Below are 18,031 nucleotides of genomic sequence, written 5' to 3'. Positions count from 1 at the left end.
TTACTTCTTCCCTGCTTTGCCTTGCGGCTGGCGGTGCGCCTGCGCGTCGCCGTCCTCGCCAACGCGGCGGTTGCCTTCTACGGAGCGACCGCCGGAGATCATCATGTTGCGGTACTCCTCTTCGGTCATGCCCGTCATGCTGCCTGCCATCTGCTGGAAGCTCTTGCCGTCGGTCGCGCCGATCTTGGCCAGGAAGTAGATGTTGCCGCCCAGGCGGATGCACTCGTTCAGGTCGCGCGCCAGCACGGCCGCCTTCTGCGCATCGGTCATCGGCCACTCGTCGAGATAGGCGCGCTCGTCGGCCTTGAAGCGGGCGCGGTTGTCGGCCTTCATCAGCGACATGCAGAACTGGTTCAGCCAGTAGCCCTTGCGGGATTGTTCGGCGTCGAAGATGGTGGTGCCGGGGATGTCGGTGTAGGACTTGTCGAGCGGCATCAGCTTTCCTCCGGCCAGTACAGGCGCATGGGGTTGTCCACCAGCAGCCGGCGTTGTAGCTCAGGCGTCGGGGCGATGTGGGGGATGAAGTCGACCAGCAGGCCGTCGTCGGGCATGTGGTCATTGAGGTTGGGGTGGGGCCAGTCCGTGCCCCACAGCACGCGGTCAGGGAACTCGTCCATGACGCGGCGGGCAAAGGGCAGGACGTCGCGATAGGCGTTCTGCTCGCCGTCCAACGCGCGCGGGCCGGTGACGGACAGGCGCTCGGGGCAGCTGAGCTTGCTCCACACGTTGTCGTTCTCGCGCATGAACTTCAGGAAGAGTTCGAACTCCGGGCCGTCGACGGGTTTGCTGACGTCAGGCCGGCCCATGTGGTCGACGACGACGGTGGTGGGCAGGGCGGTGAAGAAGTCCCACAGCTCGGGCAGGTCGGCCGCCTCGAAGTAGATGACGACATGCCAGCCCAGCTTGGCGATGCGCGCGGCGATCTCCTGCAGCTCGTCCTTGGGCGTGAAGTCCACCAGCCGCTTGACGAAGTTGAAGCGAACGCCGCGCACGCCGGCCTCGTGCATGCGTTGCAGCTCGGCGTCGCTGATGCCGCGCTTGATGGTGACCACGCCGCGGGCTTTGCCGCCTGAACTCTGCAGCGCGTCGACCAGCGCGCTGTTGTCGGCGCCGTGGCAGGTGGCCTGCACGATGACATTGCGCGCAAACCCGAGTTGGTCGCGCAGCGCGAAGAGCTGTTCCTTGCTCGCGTCGCAGGGCGTGTACTTGCGCTCTGGCGCGAAGGGGAACTGCGCACCGGGGCCGAACACATGGCAGTGCGCGTCGACGGCGCTAGCCGGCACTTGGAAACGCGGTTTGGAAGGAGCGGCGTACCAGTCCAGCCAGCCGGGGGTCTTGGTGAAGTCCATGGTTTCAGTCGATGTAGCGCAGGCCGGCTTTTTCCAGCGGCTCACGCATCTTGTACATGTCGAGGCCAAGCACGCCGGAAGCCAGCTTGGCGCGCTTCTCGCCTTCGAAGCTCTCGCGCTTGAGGGCGGCTTCCAGCGTGTCGACCGCACGCGCGGACGGCACGCAGACGACGCCGTCGTCGTCCGCCACGATGACGTCGCCCGGCGTGACCCACATGCCGGCGCACACCACCGGCACGTTGACCGAACCCAGCGTCGCCTTGATGGTGCCCTTGCTGCTGATGCACTTGCTCCAGACCGGGAAGCCCATCTGCTGCAGCGTCTTCACGTCGCGCACGCCGGCATCGATGACGAGGGCACGCGCGCCGCGCGCCTGGAAGGAGGTGGCGAGCAGGTCGCCGAAGTAGCCGTCGGTGCAGTCGGCGGTGACCGCCGCGACGACGATGTCGCCGGGCTGGATCTGCTCGGCGGCGACATGCATCATCCAGTTGTCGCCGGGTTGCAGCAGCACGGTCACGGCCGTGCCCGACACCTGCACGCCGGCGTAGATGGGCCGCATATAAGGCTTGAGCAGGCCCACACGGCCCATGGCCTCGTGCACGGTGGCCGAGCCCAGCGCGGCCAGGCCGTCGGCGGCCGTGCGGTCGGCGCGCTGGATGTTGCGGTAGACGACGCCCAGTTCGTACATGGTCAGAGCCCCTTGGCTTTCAGTTGCGCATCCAGGCGCGGGAAGACGCGGCGGGCATTGCCCTCGTAGACGGCGTGGCGATCCTCGTCGCTGAGATTGGCTGTGGCCTCGACGTAGCGCTTGGTGTCGTCGTAGTAATGGCCGGTCTCGGGATCGATGCCGCGCACGGCGCCGATCATCTCGGACGCGAACAGGATGTTCTTGACCGGGATCACCTTGGTCAGCAGGTCTATGCCTGGCTGGTGATAGACGCAGGTGTCGAAGAAGATGTTGTTCAGCAGGTGCTCGCTCAGCAGCGGTTTCTTCAATTCCTGGGCCAGGCCGCGGAGGCGCCCCCAGTGGTAGGGCACCGCGCCGCCGCCGTGCGGGATCAGGAACTTCAGCGTCGGGAAGTCCTTGAACAGGTCGCTGGTCAGGCACTGCATGAAGGCCGTCGTGTCGGCGTTCAGGTAGTGTGCGCCGGTGGTGTGGAAGCAGGCATTGCAGCTGGTTGACACATGCACCATGGCCGGGATGTCGTACTCGACCATCTGTTCGTAGATGGGGTACCAGTGCCGGTCCGACAGCGGCGGCGACGTCCAGTGGCCGCCGGAGGGGTCGGGGTTCAGGTTGATGCCGACATTGCCGTACTCCTCCACGCACTTGACCAGTTCGGGGATGCAGGTCGCCGGGTCCACGCCGGGGGACTGCGGCAGCATGGCCGCGGGCACAAAGTGATCTGGGAAGAGCTGGGCCACGCGGTAGCAGAGCTCGTTGCAGATGGCGGCCCAGGTGGCGGAGGTGTTGAAGTCTCCGATGTGGTGGGCCATGAAGCTGGCGCGCGGGCTGAAGATGGTCAGGTCCGAGCCGCGCTGCTTCATCAGCTTGAGCTGGTTGGTCTCGACGGACTCGCGCAGCTCGTCGTCGCTGATCCTCAGCTCGCTGGCCTTGGGCGCGCGGGTGGGATCCTTCAGGCCGGCGATCTGCAGGTCGCGCCAAGCGCCCAGTGCGGCGGGGGCCGTCGTGTAGTGGCCGTGGACGTCGATGATCATCAGAGCTTCTCCTTGTTGTCAGTGCGCGAGTGCCGTGCGGGCGTCGCGGCCGTCAGGGTCATCCGCAAAACCATCGGCATCGCGCTTGATCCACAGCGCTGCTGCGGCGAGGGCGCCGGGCACGGCCAGCACCAGGAAGACGGTGCCAATGCTGGCATGCATGGCGGCCATCTGCGCCACCAGCAGCGAGCCCAGGATGCCGCCGAAGCGGCCGATGCCCAGCATCCACGACACACCCGTGGCACGCGCATTGGTGGGATAGAAAGCCGCGGCCAGCGCCGGCAGCGAGGACTGGGCCGTGTTCATCAGCACGCCGGCCAAGAAGACGCAGACGACCAGCGCGGCCACGTTGCCTGTCATCTGGCCGATGGACCAGATGGCCACCGAGGTCAGCGCAAAGCCCAGGGCAACGATGCGGTTGGGCTCGACGCGGTCCATCAGCCAGCCGAAGAACACGGCGCCGACGCCGCCCAGCGGGAAGAGGGCCGAGATCAGCGTGGCGGTGCGCGGCTCGATGCCGGCCTCCTTGAACAGCAGCGGCATCCAGTTGATCAGCGCATAGAAGATCACCAGGCCCATGAAATAGGCGACCCACAGCATCAACGTTCCCAGGCGGTAGGACCGCGCCAGCACCTGCGCCAGGCCGCCACGTTCGTTGGTGACGACGCGGGTCTCGCTCAGCGTGAAGCGCTCGATCTGGTGCACCTGCGGGCCGGCGATGCGGGCCAGCGCGGCGCGGATGCGTTCGACCGGTTGGCGGCGCGTGACCATGAAGCGCACCGACTCGGGCAGCAGCGTCAGCAGGCCGACCGTCAGCAGCAGCGGCGCGATGCCACCCAGCACCAGCACGCTCTGCCAGCCCCATTGCGGGATCATCCACGCGGCCAGGAAGCCGCCGAAGGCCGCACCCAGCGGGAAGCCGCAGAACATGAGGTTGGTCAGCGTGGAGCGGCGCGCGGTGGGGCAGTACTCGCTCATCAGCGTGACGGCGCTGGGCATGGCCGAGCCCAGGCCCAGGCCGGTGATGAAGCGCAGCACGCTGAGTTCCGTCAGGTTGGTGGCGAAGGCCGAGGCCAGCGTGGCGACGCCGAAGAGCAGCACCGTCACCGTCAGCACACGCTTGCGGCCCAGCCGGTCGGCGATGGGGCCGGACAACAGCGCGCCGGCGGCCAGGCCGAAGAGGGCGGCGCTCAGCACCGGCGCCAGYATGGGCTTGGTGACGCCCCAGTCCTTGATCAGCGACGGCGCGATGTAGCCGATGGCCGCGGTGTCGAAGCCGTCCAGCAGCACGACGAAGAAGCACAGCGCGAAGACCACCCATTGCCAGCGGGACAGCGGGTGGTCGTCGATGAGGCGCTGCACGTCCACGGCACGCGTGCCGGGAGCGGGGATCGGTGAGGTCTGCAAGCTTGTCTCCTGTTGTCGTTGGGGTCAGCGCGCGTCCGAAGTCGCGCGCATGCCGTGTTGCCGTTTGATCGCCTCGGTGGCGGGGCTGGCCATGAAGTCCAGCAGGGCCAGTGCCGCTTCGGGCTGGGTCGCACGGGCCGTGATGGCGCCGCTGAAGCGGCTGACGATGTCGACCCCCGGCGGCATGCCGCCGAGCAGCGTGATGCCGGAAACATCCATCAGCTCGCTGTACTGCTGGAAGCCCAACTCGACCTCGCCGCTGGCCACCAGGCTGCCGACCGGCACGCCGGGGCGGGCCTGCACGAGGCGGGCCTTCAAGCTGTCGGCCAGGCCCCAGCGCTCGAAGAGCTGCATCAAGGCCGTGCCGCTGGGGCCGGTCGAGTAGCCGATGGTGCGGGCTTGCAGCACGGCGGCGCGCAAGGCGGTTTCCGTGCTGATATCCGGTTGGGCCGAACCGGCACGCACGGCAATGGTGACGCTGGAGTCGGCGATGGCGCGCACGCTGCCGGGCAGCAATCGACCGGCGGCGTCCAGCTTGGCGATGGCATCGCTGGCCAGCACAACCACGTCGAAGGCCTCGCCGTCGTGCACGCGACGCGCGGCGTCCACGCCACCGACCGATTCGAGGTGGACGGCCGGTGCGCCGGTTTGAGCATGCGCTTGCGCGAGTGCCGTCAGCAGATGGCGCGTGGCCATGGACGAGATCAGGGTGAGGGCGGTGCTCATGGGGCGCGATTCTTCGCAGTGAAGCTCTGTCACGCTAGGTCTGGCTGCTGCTATCAGCTATAGCGATCCGGCATGGGCTCTGCCAAGATGCGCACATGACGTTGAACCAGATCGAGTACTTCATCCAGGTGGCCGAGCACGGCAGCTTCAGCAAGGCCGCGCTGGTGTTGAACGTGGCGCAGCCGGCGCTGAGCCGGCAGGTGCGGGCGCTGGAGACGGAGCTGCACGAAACCCTCTTCCTGCGCAATGGTCGCGGCGTGACGCTGACCGAAGCCGGGCGCCGGCTGCTGGAGCATGGTCAGGGCATCCTGCACCTGGTAACGCAGGCACGCGAGGACCTCAGCGAGCACCGCAACGAGCCGGTCGGCCAGATCGTCGTGGCCATGCCGCCGACACAGGCGCGCATGCACACGCTGCCGTTGATCAGGGGTTTTACCGCCAGCTGCCCGCGGGCGCGGCTGGTCATCATGGAAGGCTTTTCGACCCACCTCACCGAGTGGCTGGTGTCGGGGCGGGCGGATCTGGCGCTGGTCTACAACCCCGAGCCGCTGCCGTCGCTGGAGATCCTGCCGCTGCGCGAGGAGTCGCTGCTACTGCTGAGCCCGCCCGAGGCGGCACCGAGCGGGCCACTGACGCTGGAGGAGCTGTCGCGCCTGCCGTTGATCATGCCGCAGCGGGGCCATGTGTTCCGCAAGCGCATGGAGGAGGCCGCAGCGATGGCCGGCGTGCAGTTGCGCGTGGACTGGGAGGTGTCCAGCGTGCCGGCCATCCTCGACCTGGTCGCTGCCGGTCTCGGGCATGCGGCGCTGGGCGAGGACGTGCTGCGCGCCTTCGAGCACCCGGAGCGCCTGGCCGTCACCCGCTTCAAGGCCAGCGATGTGAAGACGACGCTCTGCCTCGTCACGCCAGCACTGAAGCGATCAACGCCGCTGACGCAGCGCACCGCTGCTTTGCTGATGAAGCTGGTGCGTGAGCCCTACCAGGGCAGGCCGACGTAGTTCTCCGCCATCGACGCCATCGCGGCCTCGGAGCTGACGACGTATTCCAGTTCGGCGCGATGCAGCTTGGCATCGATCTCGGGCTCGTTCGGCAGGTTGTGCATCAGGCTGGTGAACCACCAGGAGAAGCGCTCGGCCTTCCAGATGCGCGACAGGCAGCGGGAGGAGTAGTGCTCGATACCGGCTTCGCTCTTCTCGCGGTAGTGCTCGATCAGCGCCTGGGACAGATAGCGCACGTCGGATGCCGCCAGGTTCAGCCCCTTGGCACCGGTGGGCGGCACGATGTGGGCGGCGTCGCCGGCCAGGAAGAGGCGGCCAAAACGCATCGGCTCGGCAACGAAGCTGCGCAGCGGCGCGATGCTCTTTTCCAGTGAAGGGCCGGTGACGAGGGCCGCCGCCGCCGCAGGGTCCATGCGCGCGCGCAGCTCGTTCCAGAAGCGTTCGTCGCTCCAGTCGCCCACCTGCTCGGTCAGCGGCACCTGCAGGTAGTAGCGGCTGCGTGTGCTTGAGCGCATGCTGCACAGCGTGAAGCCGCGCTCGTGGCGGCCGTAGATCAGCTCGTGCGAGACCGGCGGTGTGTCGCTCAGCATGCCCAGCCAGCCAAAGGGGTAGACCTTCTCGTGCGTCTGGATGGCGTCCGCCGGCACGCTGGCGCGGCTGACGCCGTGATAGCCGTCGCAGCCGGCGATGTAGTCGCACAGGATCTCGATGCGCTCACCATTCACCGTGCAGCGCGCACCGGGTGCATCGCCGTCGAAGCCGAACAGCTCCACGTCGGAGGCTGAATACAGCGTCTGTTCGCCCACCGCCGCGCGGGCTTCCATCAGGTCGCGCGTCACCTCGGTCTGGCCATAGACCATGACCGACTTGCCGCCGGTCAGCCGGCTCAGGTCGATGTGATGGCGCTGGCCGTCGAACATCAGCTCGAAGCCGTGGTGCACCAGACCTTCAGCATGCATGCGCGCGCCGACGCCAGCTTCATCCAGCAGATCGACGGTCGTCTGTTCCAGCACGCCGGCGCGGATGCGGCCGAGCACATAGTCGCCCGTCTGGCGTTCGACGATCAGGTTGGCCACGCCGGCCTTGTGCAGCAATTGGCCGAGCAGCAAACCCGACGGCCCCGCGCCGACGATGAGCACCTGGGTGCGCAATGTCTTCATGTCTCGCTCCGTTCTTGTCAGATACCTGTGAGCGTAGGCCGGTGGGGGTGTAGGAACAATGGACGACAGGAACGTGCACTTGCACAATTCGAACCTATGTCAAGGTCTCAAGCCCGTTCCTCACCACCTCTGTATGAGCTTTATGGCGAGCTGGGGCGGGATGAAGCGCTGGATGGTCTCCACATGGAGTCCATCGCCGATCGCAGCCGATTGCACAATTGGGAAATCCAGCCGCACCGGCATGCGGCGCTGGTGCAGCTGCTGCTGATCCAGTCCGGCACGGCGCGCGTGCAGATCGACGGGCAGCTGCTGGAGCTACGTGCGCCCGCCGTCGTCTGGGTACCGATGCTGGTGGTGCATGGCTTCGCGTTCTCGCCGGAAACTGAGGGGCACGTCATCACGCTGGACCAGGCGCGGATCAGGAGTCTGATCGGCGGCTCGCGCGGCCTCTGGGAAGGCTTGGGAGCCTCGCGCGGCGTGGCATTGGAAGCCGGCTCACCCCACGCGCAGACGCTACTTGCGATTGCCCGCGTGCTGCGTGCCGATTACGCTGGCACGTCACCCTGGCGCGCCCAGGTGCTTGACGGCGCTGTGCTGATGGCAGCCGCCCTCATAGCCCGGCTGCCTGCGCTTGCTGCGGAAGCGGCGGAAACTGCCGAGCCCGAAGGTCGGGCCATGCAGCATCTGGCCCGCTACCGCGAGCAGGTCGAGCGCCACTACCGCAGCCACCCGACCCTGGACACGCTGGCGGCGCCGCTGGGCATCACGACGACGCAGCTCACCCGCCTGTGCCGCCAGCATCTGAACTGCTCGCCGCTGGACATGCTGCACCAGCGCCTGTTGCTGGAGGCCAAGCGTGAACTGAGCTATACGACGTTGCAGGTACGCCAGATCGCCGATGGCCTGGGCTTTGCAGACCCGGCCTACTTCACGCGCTTCTTCCAGCGGCTGACGGGGCAGTCACCGAGTGGCTGGCGGGCCGACATGGCGTCGCGCTCGATGGTTACCCGAAATCATTGAGCGCTGCCAGAACCCTGCGAATTTGCATACCTTCTCAGATGCGTGGCCGTCTCACCTGAGCCCGTCGCGGCCATCTCCGCCACGGGGCCCTCGAACACCACGCGACCGCCGAATCGGCCAGCTTCCGGCCCCATGTCGATCAGCCAGTCTGCCTGGGCGATCATGTCCAGCTGATGTTCGATCACGACAACGGTGGCGCCGCGTTCGATGAGTTGGTCGAGCAATCGAAACAATCGATCGATGTCCGAAAGATGCAGGCCTGAGGTGGGTTCGTCGAACACATAGATTCGGCCCGACTGGCCCAGCTCCGTGGCCAGCTTCAGGCGTTGCCGTTCCCCGCCCGACAGGCTGGACAAAGGTTGGCCGAGCGACAGGTAGGCGAGCCCGACTTCATCGAGGCGGGCCAGCGCAGGCGCGATCTCCGGTTCGGCAAAGAAGGCGCTTGCTTCAGCCACGCGCATCGCCAGCACTTCGGCGATGTTCTTGCCGCGCAGGCGGTACTGAAGAGCCTCGTCAGTGAACCGGCGCCCTCGGCAGCGCTCACAGATGCTGACGATGGGTTCCATGAATGCGAGGTCTGTCTCCGTAGTGCCAAGGCCTTTGCACGCGGGACAGGCGCCGCCCGAGTTGGCGCTGAACAGCGACGCGCTGGCCGCGTTCGCCTGGGCAAAAAGGCTCCGGATGGGATCGAGGATGCCCGTGTAGGTCGCCGTGTTCGAGCGACGCGAACCTGTGATGGCACCCTGGTCGATGCACACGACCTCGGGGTAGGTGCGGGCGAAGGCGGCGTTGATCAGGCTGCTCTTGCCCGAACCGGCCACGCCTGTCACGACCGTCAGGACGCCCATCGGGATCGAAACGCTCACGTCCTTCAGGTTGTGCTGAGTGGCGTGTGTGATCGGCAGCCAACCCGATGGAGTGCGCGGTGTGGTGTTGATGCGCGCCGGGCGAGCCAGGCTGCGCCCCGTGGGCGTGTCGGCCTGCCGCAGGGCCTGCACATCGCCCTCGAAGACCACGGTGCCGCCTGCGTCCCCAGCGCCCGGGCCAATGTCGATGACGTGGTCCGCCGCCACGATGACGTCGGGGTCGTGTTCCACCACCAGCACCGTGTTGCCCTTGTCGCACAGGTGGCGCAACAGCTTGTTCAGGCGCGCAACGTCGCGCGGGTGCAAGCCCACGCTGGGTTCGTCGAAGATGTAGCTCATGTCGCTGAGGCCGCTGCCCAGGTGGCGAACCATCTTCACGCGTTGGGATTCCCCGCCCGACAGGCTCGTCGTTTCGCGACCGAGGCTCAGGTAGCCCAAACCGATGTCAACCAGATGCTGTACCCGGTAGGCCAGCGCCGGCACCATGCTGGCGGCAAGCGGCGCATCGACCTGGCCGATGACGGCCAGCAACTCACCCACCTCCATCTCGCACCAGTCGGCGATGTTCCTGCCGTCAATGCGGCAACTCAACACCTTCTCGTTGAGGCGCGCCCCGTGGCACCGCGGGCAAGGGCCGGCCGTCACCAACTGATCCCATTCGGCGCGGTCCAGCCCTTTGACCTCGCTGATGTTGCGGGTCAGGAAGTTGCGGCGGATGCGCGGCAGCACCCCCTCGTAGCGGCTGGTCGGTGGCCAGCCTGGCCCGGGGTTCAGGATGGGTACGTCCTGCGCATGGAGCAGCGTCTCCCACTCCTCGTCGGTGTAGTCCTTCAGCGGCTTGTCGTTGTCGAACAGGCCGCTGTGGACATAGCGCTTCCAGCGGTAGCCGCCGACGGCGAACGCGCTGAAGCGGATTGCTCCCTGGTTGAGCGAGCGCTGCCTGTCGAACAGCCGGTCGATGTCGATGGTGTCGACCTTCCCCAGGCCCTCGCATCGCGGGCACATGCCGTCAGGGTGGTTGAACGAGAAGATGTTGGAGTAGCCGACGAAGGGCTGCCCCACCCGCGAGAACAGCAGGCGGATCAGCGCGAGGATGTCGGTGGCCGTGCCGACCGTGGAGCGCGCATTGCCACCCAGGCGGCGTTGATCGATGACGATGGCCGCACAGAGGTTCTCCAGCACGTCGGCATCGGGCTGGGCGTGATGCGGCAGGCGGTGCCTCACGAAGGTGGAAAAAGTGTCGTTCAGCTGCCGCTGCGACTCGGCTGCAATGGTGTCGAAAACGAGTGAAGACTTGCCCGAGCCCGAGACTCCTGTGAACACGGTGATGTGCTTCTTCGGGATGTCGATGCTGACGTTGCGCAGATTGTTCTCTCGGGCACCGACGATGCGGATGAAGTCGGTGGACGGCGATGGATGTTTCAGCACGGAGGAGCTCTTTGCCTGCATGGACAGCGGCGGCAATCAATGTGCCCAGCTGCGGCGAATGCCTAGCAAACGTTCGTCCTGCCTCTGCCAGGGCAGAGCGCTGCCTGACCCTGCGGGGGTGCTCGACTGCTGGAAGCGATTTGGCCCTGACGTGAACATCGTCCAAAGAAACCTCACCTCGCGCGCCAGTCGGATTGACGAGAGGTTTGCAGACCTTCTCTAGCGCCTGGTGCCGGGCGATGACCAGGATTGCGACTCCGCTGTGGCGCGCTCAAAATGATTCAGATGGACCTGGGGCCTTCAATTGTTCATCGTCGGTTGATCAGCCGTCGTGCCGCGATGCTGGGCTTGGGTGCCACCCTCGCTGCCCCGTCCATCGCAGGCCAGCTTCTAGAAGTCGTGTATCCACGTACGCACGAACGGCCCACCGACGGTACGCCGTTCAAATTGCTGACAGCCGCGTTGGAGGCTTCTGGACGTCCCCACACTCTTCGAGTGAGCGAGGCGCCGCTGCCGTCGATGAGGGCTTTTTTGGAACTCAAAGGTGGCGGTGTCAATGTCATGGACACGGGTGCATCGCCAAAGGTGGCTGAGCGTACTCTGATCCTCCCCTTTCCACTGGATCTAGGACTGAGCGGCTACCGCCTCATGCTGGTACGTCGCGATCGACTCGACCGCCTGAGGGCCGTGCGTGAACACGATGACCTTCGGCAATTGGTTTTCGGTCAGGGGCCTGATTGGGTGGACTCCAGCATTCTGCGAGCCGCTGGGCTCAAGGTGCAGGAGGCAGAGTTCTTGCACCTGTTCCGTATGTTGGAGGCGGGTCGATTCGATGCCTTCCCGCTGGGAGCCGATGAGGCTGGCATGTTGCTGGACATGTTCGGCCACCTGGCGCCATCGGTAGTGCTGTTCGAGGATTGGTGTGTTCACTACCGGTTCGCGCGCGTCTTCGCTGTGCGTCGAGACGAACCGGCGCTGGCTGATGCTTTGAACGAAGGCCTGAGCAGACTTTTCGTCACGGGCCGCGCGAGAGAAATCCTGGCTCGGGATGCTCGCATCGGCCCCCTGCTCGACGGCCGCAGACGGCTACCTGCGTCAGTCTTTGAACTCGACAACCCCCTCTGGACGGCGCCCTTCCGGGCTATTCCCGAAGCATTGTTTTTCAAGCCGCACTGACCAACGGCCGCGGCGAAATCCGTTCTTTCCCCGGTAGGCAGCGCAAAACGGCAGGCTGGTGCTCCTCAAAGCCTGTCATGCGGGTCGGCCCGCCGAATCGTCCTGTTGGCCGTGGACCCGGCCTCGCAGCTTTTTTCCGGTGGACCCCTTCCGAGGCCACAAAGGAAAAAGGACCTAGAGGCTTTCGCTTCTAAGTCCTTGATTTCTCTTCTTATTTTTGGTCGGGACGGCGGGATTCGAACTCGCTACCCCTTGCACCCCATGGAATTATTTGGCGAACTATGGCGAACGCTGGCGAACACCGACGGACAAAATAAATCGTTATAAATCAACGTGTTATATTCGAATCACTGTACGTTGAAGTTTTTTGAAGTTCGCCAACAGCCGCCAGCTGGTGGACCCCTGGGTGGACCCCTGGAGAATGCATGAGCCGTTACGCAGACCCGAAAGACAAGTCAAAAAAGTGGACGCAGAAGGGACTGGAATCCATCGGCGCCGATGCCAAGGGAGACACGCTGCGCGAGGTGGGCGGGTTGGTCGGGGAGGTACGCGTGTCCAACGTCGGCGCGGTCTCGATCAACTTTCGGTACGCCTTCAAGCGGGCCGGCAAGAAGGCCTGGCACTACTGCGGCAACTGGCCGTCTTCATCGTTGGCCGAGATTCGTGCTGAGCGAGACAAGGCGCGCACGCAGGTTGGCGACGGTGTTGACCCAGGTGATCAGCGCAAGGCTGAGCGGATCGAAGCGCAAGCAAAAGTAGAAGCCGTCATAGCAGAAGCCTCACGCCAGGAGGCCGAGAATCTTTCCTTGCATGACATGTTCCAGGCTTGGCTGCGCGATGGGGTGGCCCGCGCTGATGGCAATGCCGAGTTGCGCCGCAGCTTTGAGAAGGACGTGCTGCCGGCCGTCGGCGCAAAGCCCGTCCGCGAAGTTACTGAGCACGAGCTGCGCGCACTGCTACGCGCGATGGTGAAGCGCGGAGTTCATCGCATGACCGTGCGTACCTATAACGACCTCGTGCAGATGTTCGCCTGGGCCGAGAAGCGCAAGCCCTGGCGCGGCCTGATGATCGATGGCAACCCGGCCGAGCTGCTGGAAATCGAGAAGATCTTGCCGCCCGGCTCTGCGGCGGAGAAGCCTCGAGAGCGCGTCTTGTCCGCCGAAGAGCTGCGCGAGCTGCGCGGCATCTTTGAGGATATGACTTCAACCTACGCCGCCGCGCCTGCAGGCCAGAAGTACGAAACCGCGCGCCCGCTGAAGAAGGAAAGCCAACTTGCGATGTGGCTCTGCCTGGGCACGGCATGCCGCATCGGCGAACTGCTGATGGCACGCTGGGAGCATGTGAACTTCGAAACCGGCGAATGGTTCGTGCCGGCCGACAACACCAAGACCGGGGTCGATTGGCGTGTATATCTATCCGACTTCGCCCGCCGCCAGTTCAAGACGCTGCACGCGCTGACCGGGGACAAGCCTTTCTGCTTCCCTGCTCGCGCCGCCAAGGGGGAAGAGCCCGCGCAGCACGTTTGCGTCAAAAGCGTTTCAAAGCAGATTGGCGACCGCCAGATGCAGTTCAAGCGTCGTGCAGGACCGCTGAAGAACCGCCGCCACGACAACAGCTTGACGCTGGCCGATGGCGCCAACGGCGAGTGGACTCCTCATGATCTGCGCCGCACGGCGGCCACCATGATGCAGGCCCTGGGAGTGTTGCCCGACATCATCGACCGCTGCCAGAACCATGTGCTTGCCGGCAGCCGCGTGCGTCGCCACTACCTGCACCACGACTATGCGGACGAGAAGCGCGAGGCGTGGACCAAGCTGGGGGAGCGGCTGGATCTGATCTTGAATAACGCCAACGTGATCCCGCTGCCGGTGCGCAGCGCGTAAGGCTGACTAAATGGGAATCGGGGGTCGATGCGTCGCCTTGGACGGCCGGCAGGGAGCGCTGGCGGCCTACCCTACTTGTTGGAAAGCCGGTCCAACCAAGACGCCACCAGATCAACGCTGGGTGCGTCGAGGATGGTCAATGGAATGTCGAGCGCCTGGGCTACATCCTGACCATGCTCATCCTCGGCGTTGCTGAATGCGGCGAGCTCGTCATCGCTCCAACTTGTGTCCTGCCGCGCACGAAGGCGCTCCTGCAGAACTGCCACAGGGCTGCGAATCAGCAGAATCGCCGAGCAGCCCAGCGAACGGAAAACGTCGACGGATATTCGCTCGTGTTCCCCGGACGCGCGGCGAAGAACGAGGTGACCGTCTAGCACGAGCGTCGCGCCAGCTTCGCGGAACCGCCGTGCCGCCGAGACCAGCGCCACCTGGTTTTGATCCACATCGGAAACCACCTTCGAAGCATCCCAACTGGCCAACCCGCGTTCTTGTTTGATGAGTTGGCTTGCGGTGGCGTGTACCAGACCCAGTTTTTGGCAGGCGGGCTTGGTTGCAAAGGTCTTACCGGCGCCATGAACGCCTGCGACAAAGATGGTCAAGCGGGCACCTCATCGAAGCCGAATTGCTTGCCCACGCGGCGAAGCTCGGCCGGGCTGAGATAGCGGTAGGACTGCGGCGGTCGAAAGCCTCGAAACAGAGACTTCGGCGGGACGGGCTTCTCGGGCAGGGTGACCCTACCAAGTAGCACGCCATAAGCTTGGCCCTTCCCGGCGAAATAATCCATGAGTTCTCGGCGCTCAAGGCCAGGCCCTCGCCCGCGGCACTTGGTCCAGACTGAGCTTGGAGAGGCAAGGACAGTTCCATCGACGTCCACGATACCGACTAGGCGCTGCACGGGAGCGCTCGAGTAGATGACGGCGAGGCCGACCGGCTCTGCGGCCCAAGAGCGGCGGAACTCGACCTTTTTGGTGCCCGCCACGATCTGCTCGGCGAAGCGCGGCTTGACGGACAGCAGGACTGCTCTAGGTCCCTGAGGCCTTAAGCACTCTTGAAAACGCGACATCGGAAATCTTGGTGATGGATTGAATATTGCCTTCAACGACCCCGTCGGAGAGAAGTCGCTGGTAGTGGATCGGCGTCGGGAAGTGCTTGACCAGCCTGAAGAGAATGACCTTCGTCGGCTTGGCTGCCATCCGTTCAATCTCTTGGATGCTGTACACCGTGCGCCGGCTTACCAGGGCCGCGATCCTAGCGGCGTCTTTCAGGACGGCGAACTGGTCGACTACGCCGAGCGAAGTCACCATCTGTTCGTCACCGGTTCGATAGAAGAGCAGGACGTCTCCGGGCCGCAGTTTGTTAGACGCGGCGTGGCATAGGTAGGCCAGCTTGATGGCGTTCCCCACACTCCCCGTCGTGGTGAACAGCGCCGACTGAATCCCCTCGTAGTCGGGGAACAAGATCCGGTGGTAGCCCTCCTGAATAGGCACCAAGAACTTCCGAATCTGCGGACCGTCCTGGTAGTGGGGGTAGTACTTCCGAACGTACTCAAGCGGCGCCGCACCGGCGTCGGCGGGTGGCAGCACGGGATGCTGCTTCACGAATACACGATCGCCGTTGTATGAGCCTGTGTCCGAGAAGCCAAAGTCCAGCAACAGGTCAAGCAGGTACGTCTGCGTTTTCTCGTTCGCATGGATGAAGATGTTCTCGCACGCGTTCTCCGTCCCAAACCGGAAGGCCGCCTTCAAGAACAGCTCGCCGATCTTTCGACCTCGAACGCTCTCGCCGACCTTGAACGTGCAAAGCTTGAGGGACTTGCCCACCAGGACTTGTCCGTCGTCAGTGATCTTCTGATCGTGCTGGATGTCGTAGACGCAGACGGCGCTCAACTTCTGAGCGTCGTCGCGGTACGTCCACGCCTTGGTGCCCTGAAGCGCTTTCCTGCGGAACCACTCGTCGAAGGGCGTGTATCCGTCGCGCAGGCTGTCGAAGAACTCACCGGCTAGTTGCGGCGTGAGGCTGTGCAGTGGCACGTCATCGATGTTTGGAAGCCAGACATCGTGAGGTTGGTGCAGGCGCCGCATCCAGTCCTCTGCGGTCTGGATGTTGTACGTGCGGCCGCCCAGCCCTCGTTGACGGGCCTTGTTGAGCAGGCGCTTGTCCTCTGTGACGAGCGCGTGCGCGGCGTCGCACTCCAGCGCGTAGAGGATTTCGTTGTCGCAGGCGTCGTTAGGGCTCGTGTCCGGCGTATTCCATGGGCACTTGGCCGGCTGCTCAAGGGCCGGATACCGAAGGATGTGCCGTAGGGCCTTCTCCCGCCGCTCCTCGTCCGTGTCACGCTCAAGGTCGACAACGCTCGCAGGGTGGTAGACGAGCTGGTGCCCGCCCTTCATGGCAAGACGGTGAAACCTGACCAGGCTCTCACTCAGGACTGCTTGAATATCCTGAAGCGGGATCAGTATGTTGGTGTCCAGGAGAAGCGTGAGCTGCTTCGTCAATGTCTTCCTCCCTCGCGCCCCTGTGGAGCTGCCTTGACGCACCTTCTCCCCTTGTCGCCGGAGAGTTAGAAATGGCTGCTTCGATCTTAGTAGCTGTGGTCGAGCACCCTAGAGGTAGCCAGAAGCAGCGCGTAGCGCGACCGACGCAACCGCCCGCGTTCCGGCATCGAGTTCGCCACGACGACCCACGGCAACAGACGTGAACTCGGCTTCTTGTCGCGGACGATGGCAATCGATGCAGAGTCGCTGTTGGCTTCAGGCCTTGCGGTCCTTCGCTGGGCTCGACGATTCGGCGATAACGCCGCTAAGCTGCCGGTCGGTCACCGACTTGCCGTGCTGCGAAGGTCAGTCAGCGACTAACTCCAGCGGCACATGTCGTTGATAGATAAATAACTTACTGCGGATGCGTTAATCTGTATCCACCGCACCAGCAGAAGTCAGTGACTCGTCGAAAAAGGGGGGGCAATGAGTAAAAATCCACGAGCAGATATAGTCTTTTTTACTGTAAACGCACACGAGCAAACTCAGCTGCACGCGGCGATCTTGAATAAGACTTTGCGTGCATTGAAGCAAGTTCAGGGCGAAAGCACTGAAATATATTATGACGCTGGTGAAATTAATGGTCAGCGAGTTTATTCTGCAAAATCACTGATCGGTTCAACGGGAGACGGTGCATCTTTCGATACTATTACCAATGTAATCGGAGATCTGAATCCCAGGGTGATCATTGCCGTTGGTATCGCATGGGGTGGGCGAGAAGATTCCGGACAGCAGATTGGAGACATTCTTCTTTCGACTCGTGTCCGTGATGCACAACATCACAAGGTTAAGCCGGAAAAAGTAATTCTTCGGGGGCCCGTCGAGGCCTCTAGAGGCAGCCTAGCAAAGATATTCCTAGCCGCGTCCGAGGGCGCAAGTGTGCGCGTGCATGACGGACTGCTTCTCTCTATCGAAACACTTTTCGACGACAAACAGGCACGCGACAAGTTCCTCGCGTCCGATGATGAGCAGGCCATCGGGGGAGAGATGGAAGGGAGTGGCTTATTGATGGCGCTACGCCGCCTTCAAAATCGAGTGGACTGGTTGATCGTGAAGGGTATATGCGACTGGGGGTTCAAGAAAAATGTAGACCCTGCGCAAAAAGAAAAAGACCAAGCAACGGCCGCCATGAATGCTGCCCGATTCTGCGTGGAAACAGTTGCTCGATTTAAACTCTTCAAGGCTGATTCGACTGTCGATTCCAGGCGTGGCGCATTGAATTTGACTGCCGCCCAAGCCATCAGCTCAAAAGATGATTCCCCAACCCGGAGCATACGGGATACTGTCCAGGCTTACGTCTCGAAGAATTCGGGACTATCAATTGACGTTGGCTATCCAATAATCCACAAGGATTGGCCTGAAAAAGTCATATTTGAACTTTATCAGCTGAGCGACGAACTAGGCGGATGCAAGAGATTTCTCTACGTTCACGAAAGCGCAAACCAAAGCGCCACATTAGCGCACATTCACCGGTATCTATCACCTGCCCAGCCGCTCTTTGTTCTAACAGAGAAGCTGAACCGCCCCGGTTTCCGAGGAGGCCCCAACCTTTGAGAGGATGGAGCCATGAGGAAGTCAGTGAAGTTTTCGCCGGAGGTGCGTGAGCGCGCCGTGAGGCTGGTATTCGAGCAACGCGGCGAGCACGAGTCGCAATGGGCGGCCGTCGTGTCCATCGCGGGCAAGATCGGCGCCACGCCGCAGACGCTGTTGAACTGGGTGCGCCAGCATGAGCGCGATACCGGCCAGCGCGAAGGCGTCACCACCG

Annotated in this window: 17 protein-coding genes; 6 read left to right on the top strand and 11 right to left on the bottom strand. The window is 63.8% G+C overall.

The features are described 5' to 3' along the window. From ligA to ACXJKJ_RS22325, 6 genes are read right to left on the bottom strand one after another with little or no spacing between them, the layout of a single operon-like run. Positions 1–435 carry a protocatechuate 4,5-dioxygenase subunit alpha gene (gene ligA, locus ACXJKJ_RS22350; protein ID WP_457323626.1) on the bottom strand — a complete coding sequence of 145 codons (435 nt, stop codon included), beginning with the start codon at positions 433–435 and terminating at the stop codon, positions 1–3. Further along, entirely contained in the window at positions 435–1,349 is a 915-nt protein-coding gene (locus ACXJKJ_RS22345) for an amidohydrolase family protein (protein WP_457392565.1), read from the bottom strand. The genes ligA and ACXJKJ_RS22345 overlap by 1 nt, the downstream gene beginning before the upstream one ends. A gap of 4 nt (positions 1,350–1,353) precedes the next feature. Then, positions 1,354–2,037 carry a 4-carboxy-4-hydroxy-2-oxoadipate aldolase/oxaloacetate decarboxylase gene (gene ligK, locus ACXJKJ_RS22340; RefSeq protein WP_457392562.1) on the bottom strand — a complete coding sequence of 228 codons (684 nt, stop codon included), beginning with the start codon at positions 2,035–2,037 and terminating at the stop codon, positions 1,354–1,356. Positions 2,038–2,039: 2 nt separating this feature from the next. Further along, positions 2,040–3,068, bottom strand: a complete 1,029-nt coding sequence (locus ACXJKJ_RS22335; protein ID WP_457392559.1) for an amidohydrolase family protein — start codon at positions 3,066–3,068, stop codon at positions 2,040–2,042. An 18-nt stretch (positions 3,069–3,086) separates the two neighbouring features. Next, a complete protein-coding gene (locus ACXJKJ_RS22330) occupies positions 3,087–4,475 on the bottom strand; it encodes an MFS transporter (protein WP_457392556.1) in 1,389 nt (462 codons plus the stop codon). A gap of 24 nt (positions 4,476–4,499) precedes the next feature. Beyond that, a complete protein-coding gene (locus ACXJKJ_RS22325) occupies positions 4,500–5,201 on the bottom strand; it encodes a substrate-binding domain-containing protein (RefSeq protein WP_457392553.1) in 702 nt (233 codons plus the stop codon). A 95-nt stretch (positions 5,202–5,296) separates the two neighbouring features. Between ACXJKJ_RS22325 and ACXJKJ_RS22320 the strand changes: the two genes are divergently transcribed. Then, positions 5,297–6,199 (top strand): LysR family transcriptional regulator, encoded by a 903-nt coding sequence (locus ACXJKJ_RS22320; protein ID WP_056197427.1) that lies wholly within the window; start codon positions 5,297–5,299, stop codon positions 6,197–6,199. Here ACXJKJ_RS22320 and pobA read toward each other — a convergent pair. Next, positions 6,178–7,350, bottom strand: coding sequence for a 4-hydroxybenzoate 3-monooxygenase (pobA, locus tag ACXJKJ_RS22315; protein WP_457392642.1), 1,173 nt, complete (start codon positions 7,348–7,350; stop codon positions 6,178–6,180). The two genes, ACXJKJ_RS22320 and pobA, sit on opposite strands and share 22 nt — an antisense overlap. Before the next feature lie 192 nt (positions 7,351–7,542). On the opposite strand from pobA, the gene ACXJKJ_RS22310 reads away from it, so the two are divergent. Beyond that, the gene (locus ACXJKJ_RS22310; RefSeq protein ID WP_457392551.1) at positions 7,543–8,379 is read left to right on the top strand and encodes a helix-turn-helix domain-containing protein; all 837 of its coding nucleotides are present in this window, start codon (positions 7,543–7,545) and stop codon (positions 8,377–8,379) included. Here the strand turns inward: ACXJKJ_RS22310 and ACXJKJ_RS22305 are convergent. Then, entirely contained in the window at positions 8,373–10,673 is a 2,301-nt protein-coding gene (locus ACXJKJ_RS22305) for an ATP-binding cassette domain-containing protein (RefSeq protein ID WP_457392548.1), read from the bottom strand. The genes ACXJKJ_RS22310 and ACXJKJ_RS22305 overlap by 7 nt on opposite strands. Positions 10,674–10,949: 276 nt before the next feature. Here ACXJKJ_RS22305 and ACXJKJ_RS22300 point away from each other — a divergent pair, with 276 nt between their 5' ends. Beyond that, the gene (locus tag ACXJKJ_RS22300; protein ID WP_457354700.1) at positions 10,950–11,849 is read left to right on the top strand and encodes a hypothetical protein; all 900 of its coding nucleotides are present in this window, start codon (positions 10,950–10,952) and stop codon (positions 11,847–11,849) included. A 425-nt stretch (positions 11,850–12,274) separates the two neighbouring features. Continuing rightward, the gene (locus tag ACXJKJ_RS22295) at positions 12,275–13,732 is read left to right on the top strand and encodes a tyrosine-type recombinase/integrase (protein ID WP_457392545.1); all 1,458 of its coding nucleotides are present in this window, start codon (positions 12,275–12,277) and stop codon (positions 13,730–13,732) included. 71 nt (positions 13,733–13,803) lie between these two features. Here ACXJKJ_RS22295 and ACXJKJ_RS22290 read toward each other — a convergent pair whose 3' ends face one another. The 3 genes from ACXJKJ_RS22290 to ACXJKJ_RS22280 form a co-directional block, all read right to left on the bottom strand. Continuing rightward, positions 13,804–14,331, bottom strand: a complete 528-nt coding sequence (locus tag ACXJKJ_RS22290; protein WP_457392543.1) for an ATP-binding protein — start codon at positions 14,329–14,331, stop codon at positions 13,804–13,806. Next, complete coding sequence (locus ACXJKJ_RS22285) at positions 14,328–14,516, bottom strand: hypothetical protein (protein ID WP_457392540.1); 189 nt, start codon at positions 14,514–14,516, stop codon at positions 14,328–14,330. The genes ACXJKJ_RS22290 and ACXJKJ_RS22285 overlap by 4 nt, the downstream gene beginning before the upstream one ends. A gap of 238 nt (positions 14,517–14,754) precedes the next feature. Further along, a complete protein-coding gene (locus ACXJKJ_RS22280) occupies positions 14,755–16,227 on the bottom strand; it encodes a GNAT family N-acetyltransferase (protein WP_457392538.1) in 1,473 nt (490 codons plus the stop codon). 465 nt (positions 16,228–16,692) lie between these two features. On the opposite strand from ACXJKJ_RS22280, the gene ACXJKJ_RS22275 reads away from it, so the two are divergent. Together ACXJKJ_RS22275 and ACXJKJ_RS22270 are read left to right on the top strand one after the other, a co-directional pair. Beyond that, positions 16,693–17,820, top strand: a complete 1,128-nt coding sequence (locus ACXJKJ_RS22275; RefSeq protein WP_457392535.1) for a 5'-methylthioadenosine/S-adenosylhomocysteine nucleosidase family protein — start codon at positions 16,693–16,695, stop codon at positions 17,818–17,820. Between the two features lie 12 nt (positions 17,821–17,832). Then, a partial coding sequence (locus ACXJKJ_RS22270) for a transposase (RefSeq protein ID WP_457392532.1) occupies positions 17,833–18,031 on the top strand: 199 nt, incomplete at its 3' end.

The organism is Roseateles sp. P5_E1 (genome assembly GCF_054049335.1).
Note: the sequence above shows the minus strand (reverse complement) of the source record. Positions and strands in the feature narration are given on the sequence as shown.

Excerpts from the sequence above, each read along its gene's own strand:
- ligK (WP_457392562.1), bottom strand. The coding sequence starts at position 2,037 with ATGTACGAACTGGGCGTCGTCTACCGCAACATCCAGCGCGCCGACCGC.
- ACXJKJ_RS22275 (WP_457392535.1), top strand. The coding sequence starts at position 16,693 with ATGAGTAAAAATCCACGAGCAGATATAGTCTTTTTTACTGTAAACGCA.
- ACXJKJ_RS22325 (WP_457392553.1), bottom strand. The coding sequence starts at position 5,201 with ATGAGCACCGCCCTCACCCTGATCTCGTCCATGGCCACGCGCCATCTG.
- ACXJKJ_RS22345 (WP_457392565.1), bottom strand. The coding sequence starts at position 1,349 with ATGGACTTCACCAAGACCCCCGGCTGGCTGGACTGGTACGCCGCTCCT.
- ACXJKJ_RS22335 (WP_457392559.1), bottom strand. The coding sequence starts at position 3,068 with ATGATCATCGACGTCCACGGCCACTACACGACGGCCCCCGCCGCACTG.
- ACXJKJ_RS22320 (WP_056197427.1), top strand. The coding sequence starts at position 5,297 with ATGACGTTGAACCAGATCGAGTACTTCATCCAGGTGGCCGAGCACGGC.
- ACXJKJ_RS22285 (WP_457392540.1), bottom strand. The coding sequence starts at position 14,516 with ATGGATTATTTCGCCGGGAAGGGCCAAGCTTATGGCGTGCTACTTGGT.
- ACXJKJ_RS22295 (WP_457392545.1), top strand. The coding sequence starts at position 12,275 with ATGAGCCGTTACGCAGACCCGAAAGACAAGTCAAAAAAGTGGACGCAG.
- ACXJKJ_RS22310 (WP_457392551.1), top strand. The coding sequence starts at position 7,543 with ATGGAGTCCATCGCCGATCGCAGCCGATTGCACAATTGGGAAATCCAG.
- ligA (WP_457323626.1), bottom strand. The coding sequence starts at position 435 with ATGCCGCTCGACAAGTCCTACACCGACATCCCCGGCACCACCATCTTC.
- ACXJKJ_RS22300 (WP_457354700.1), top strand. The coding sequence starts at position 10,950 with ATGATTCAGATGGACCTGGGGCCTTCAATTGTTCATCGTCGGTTGATC.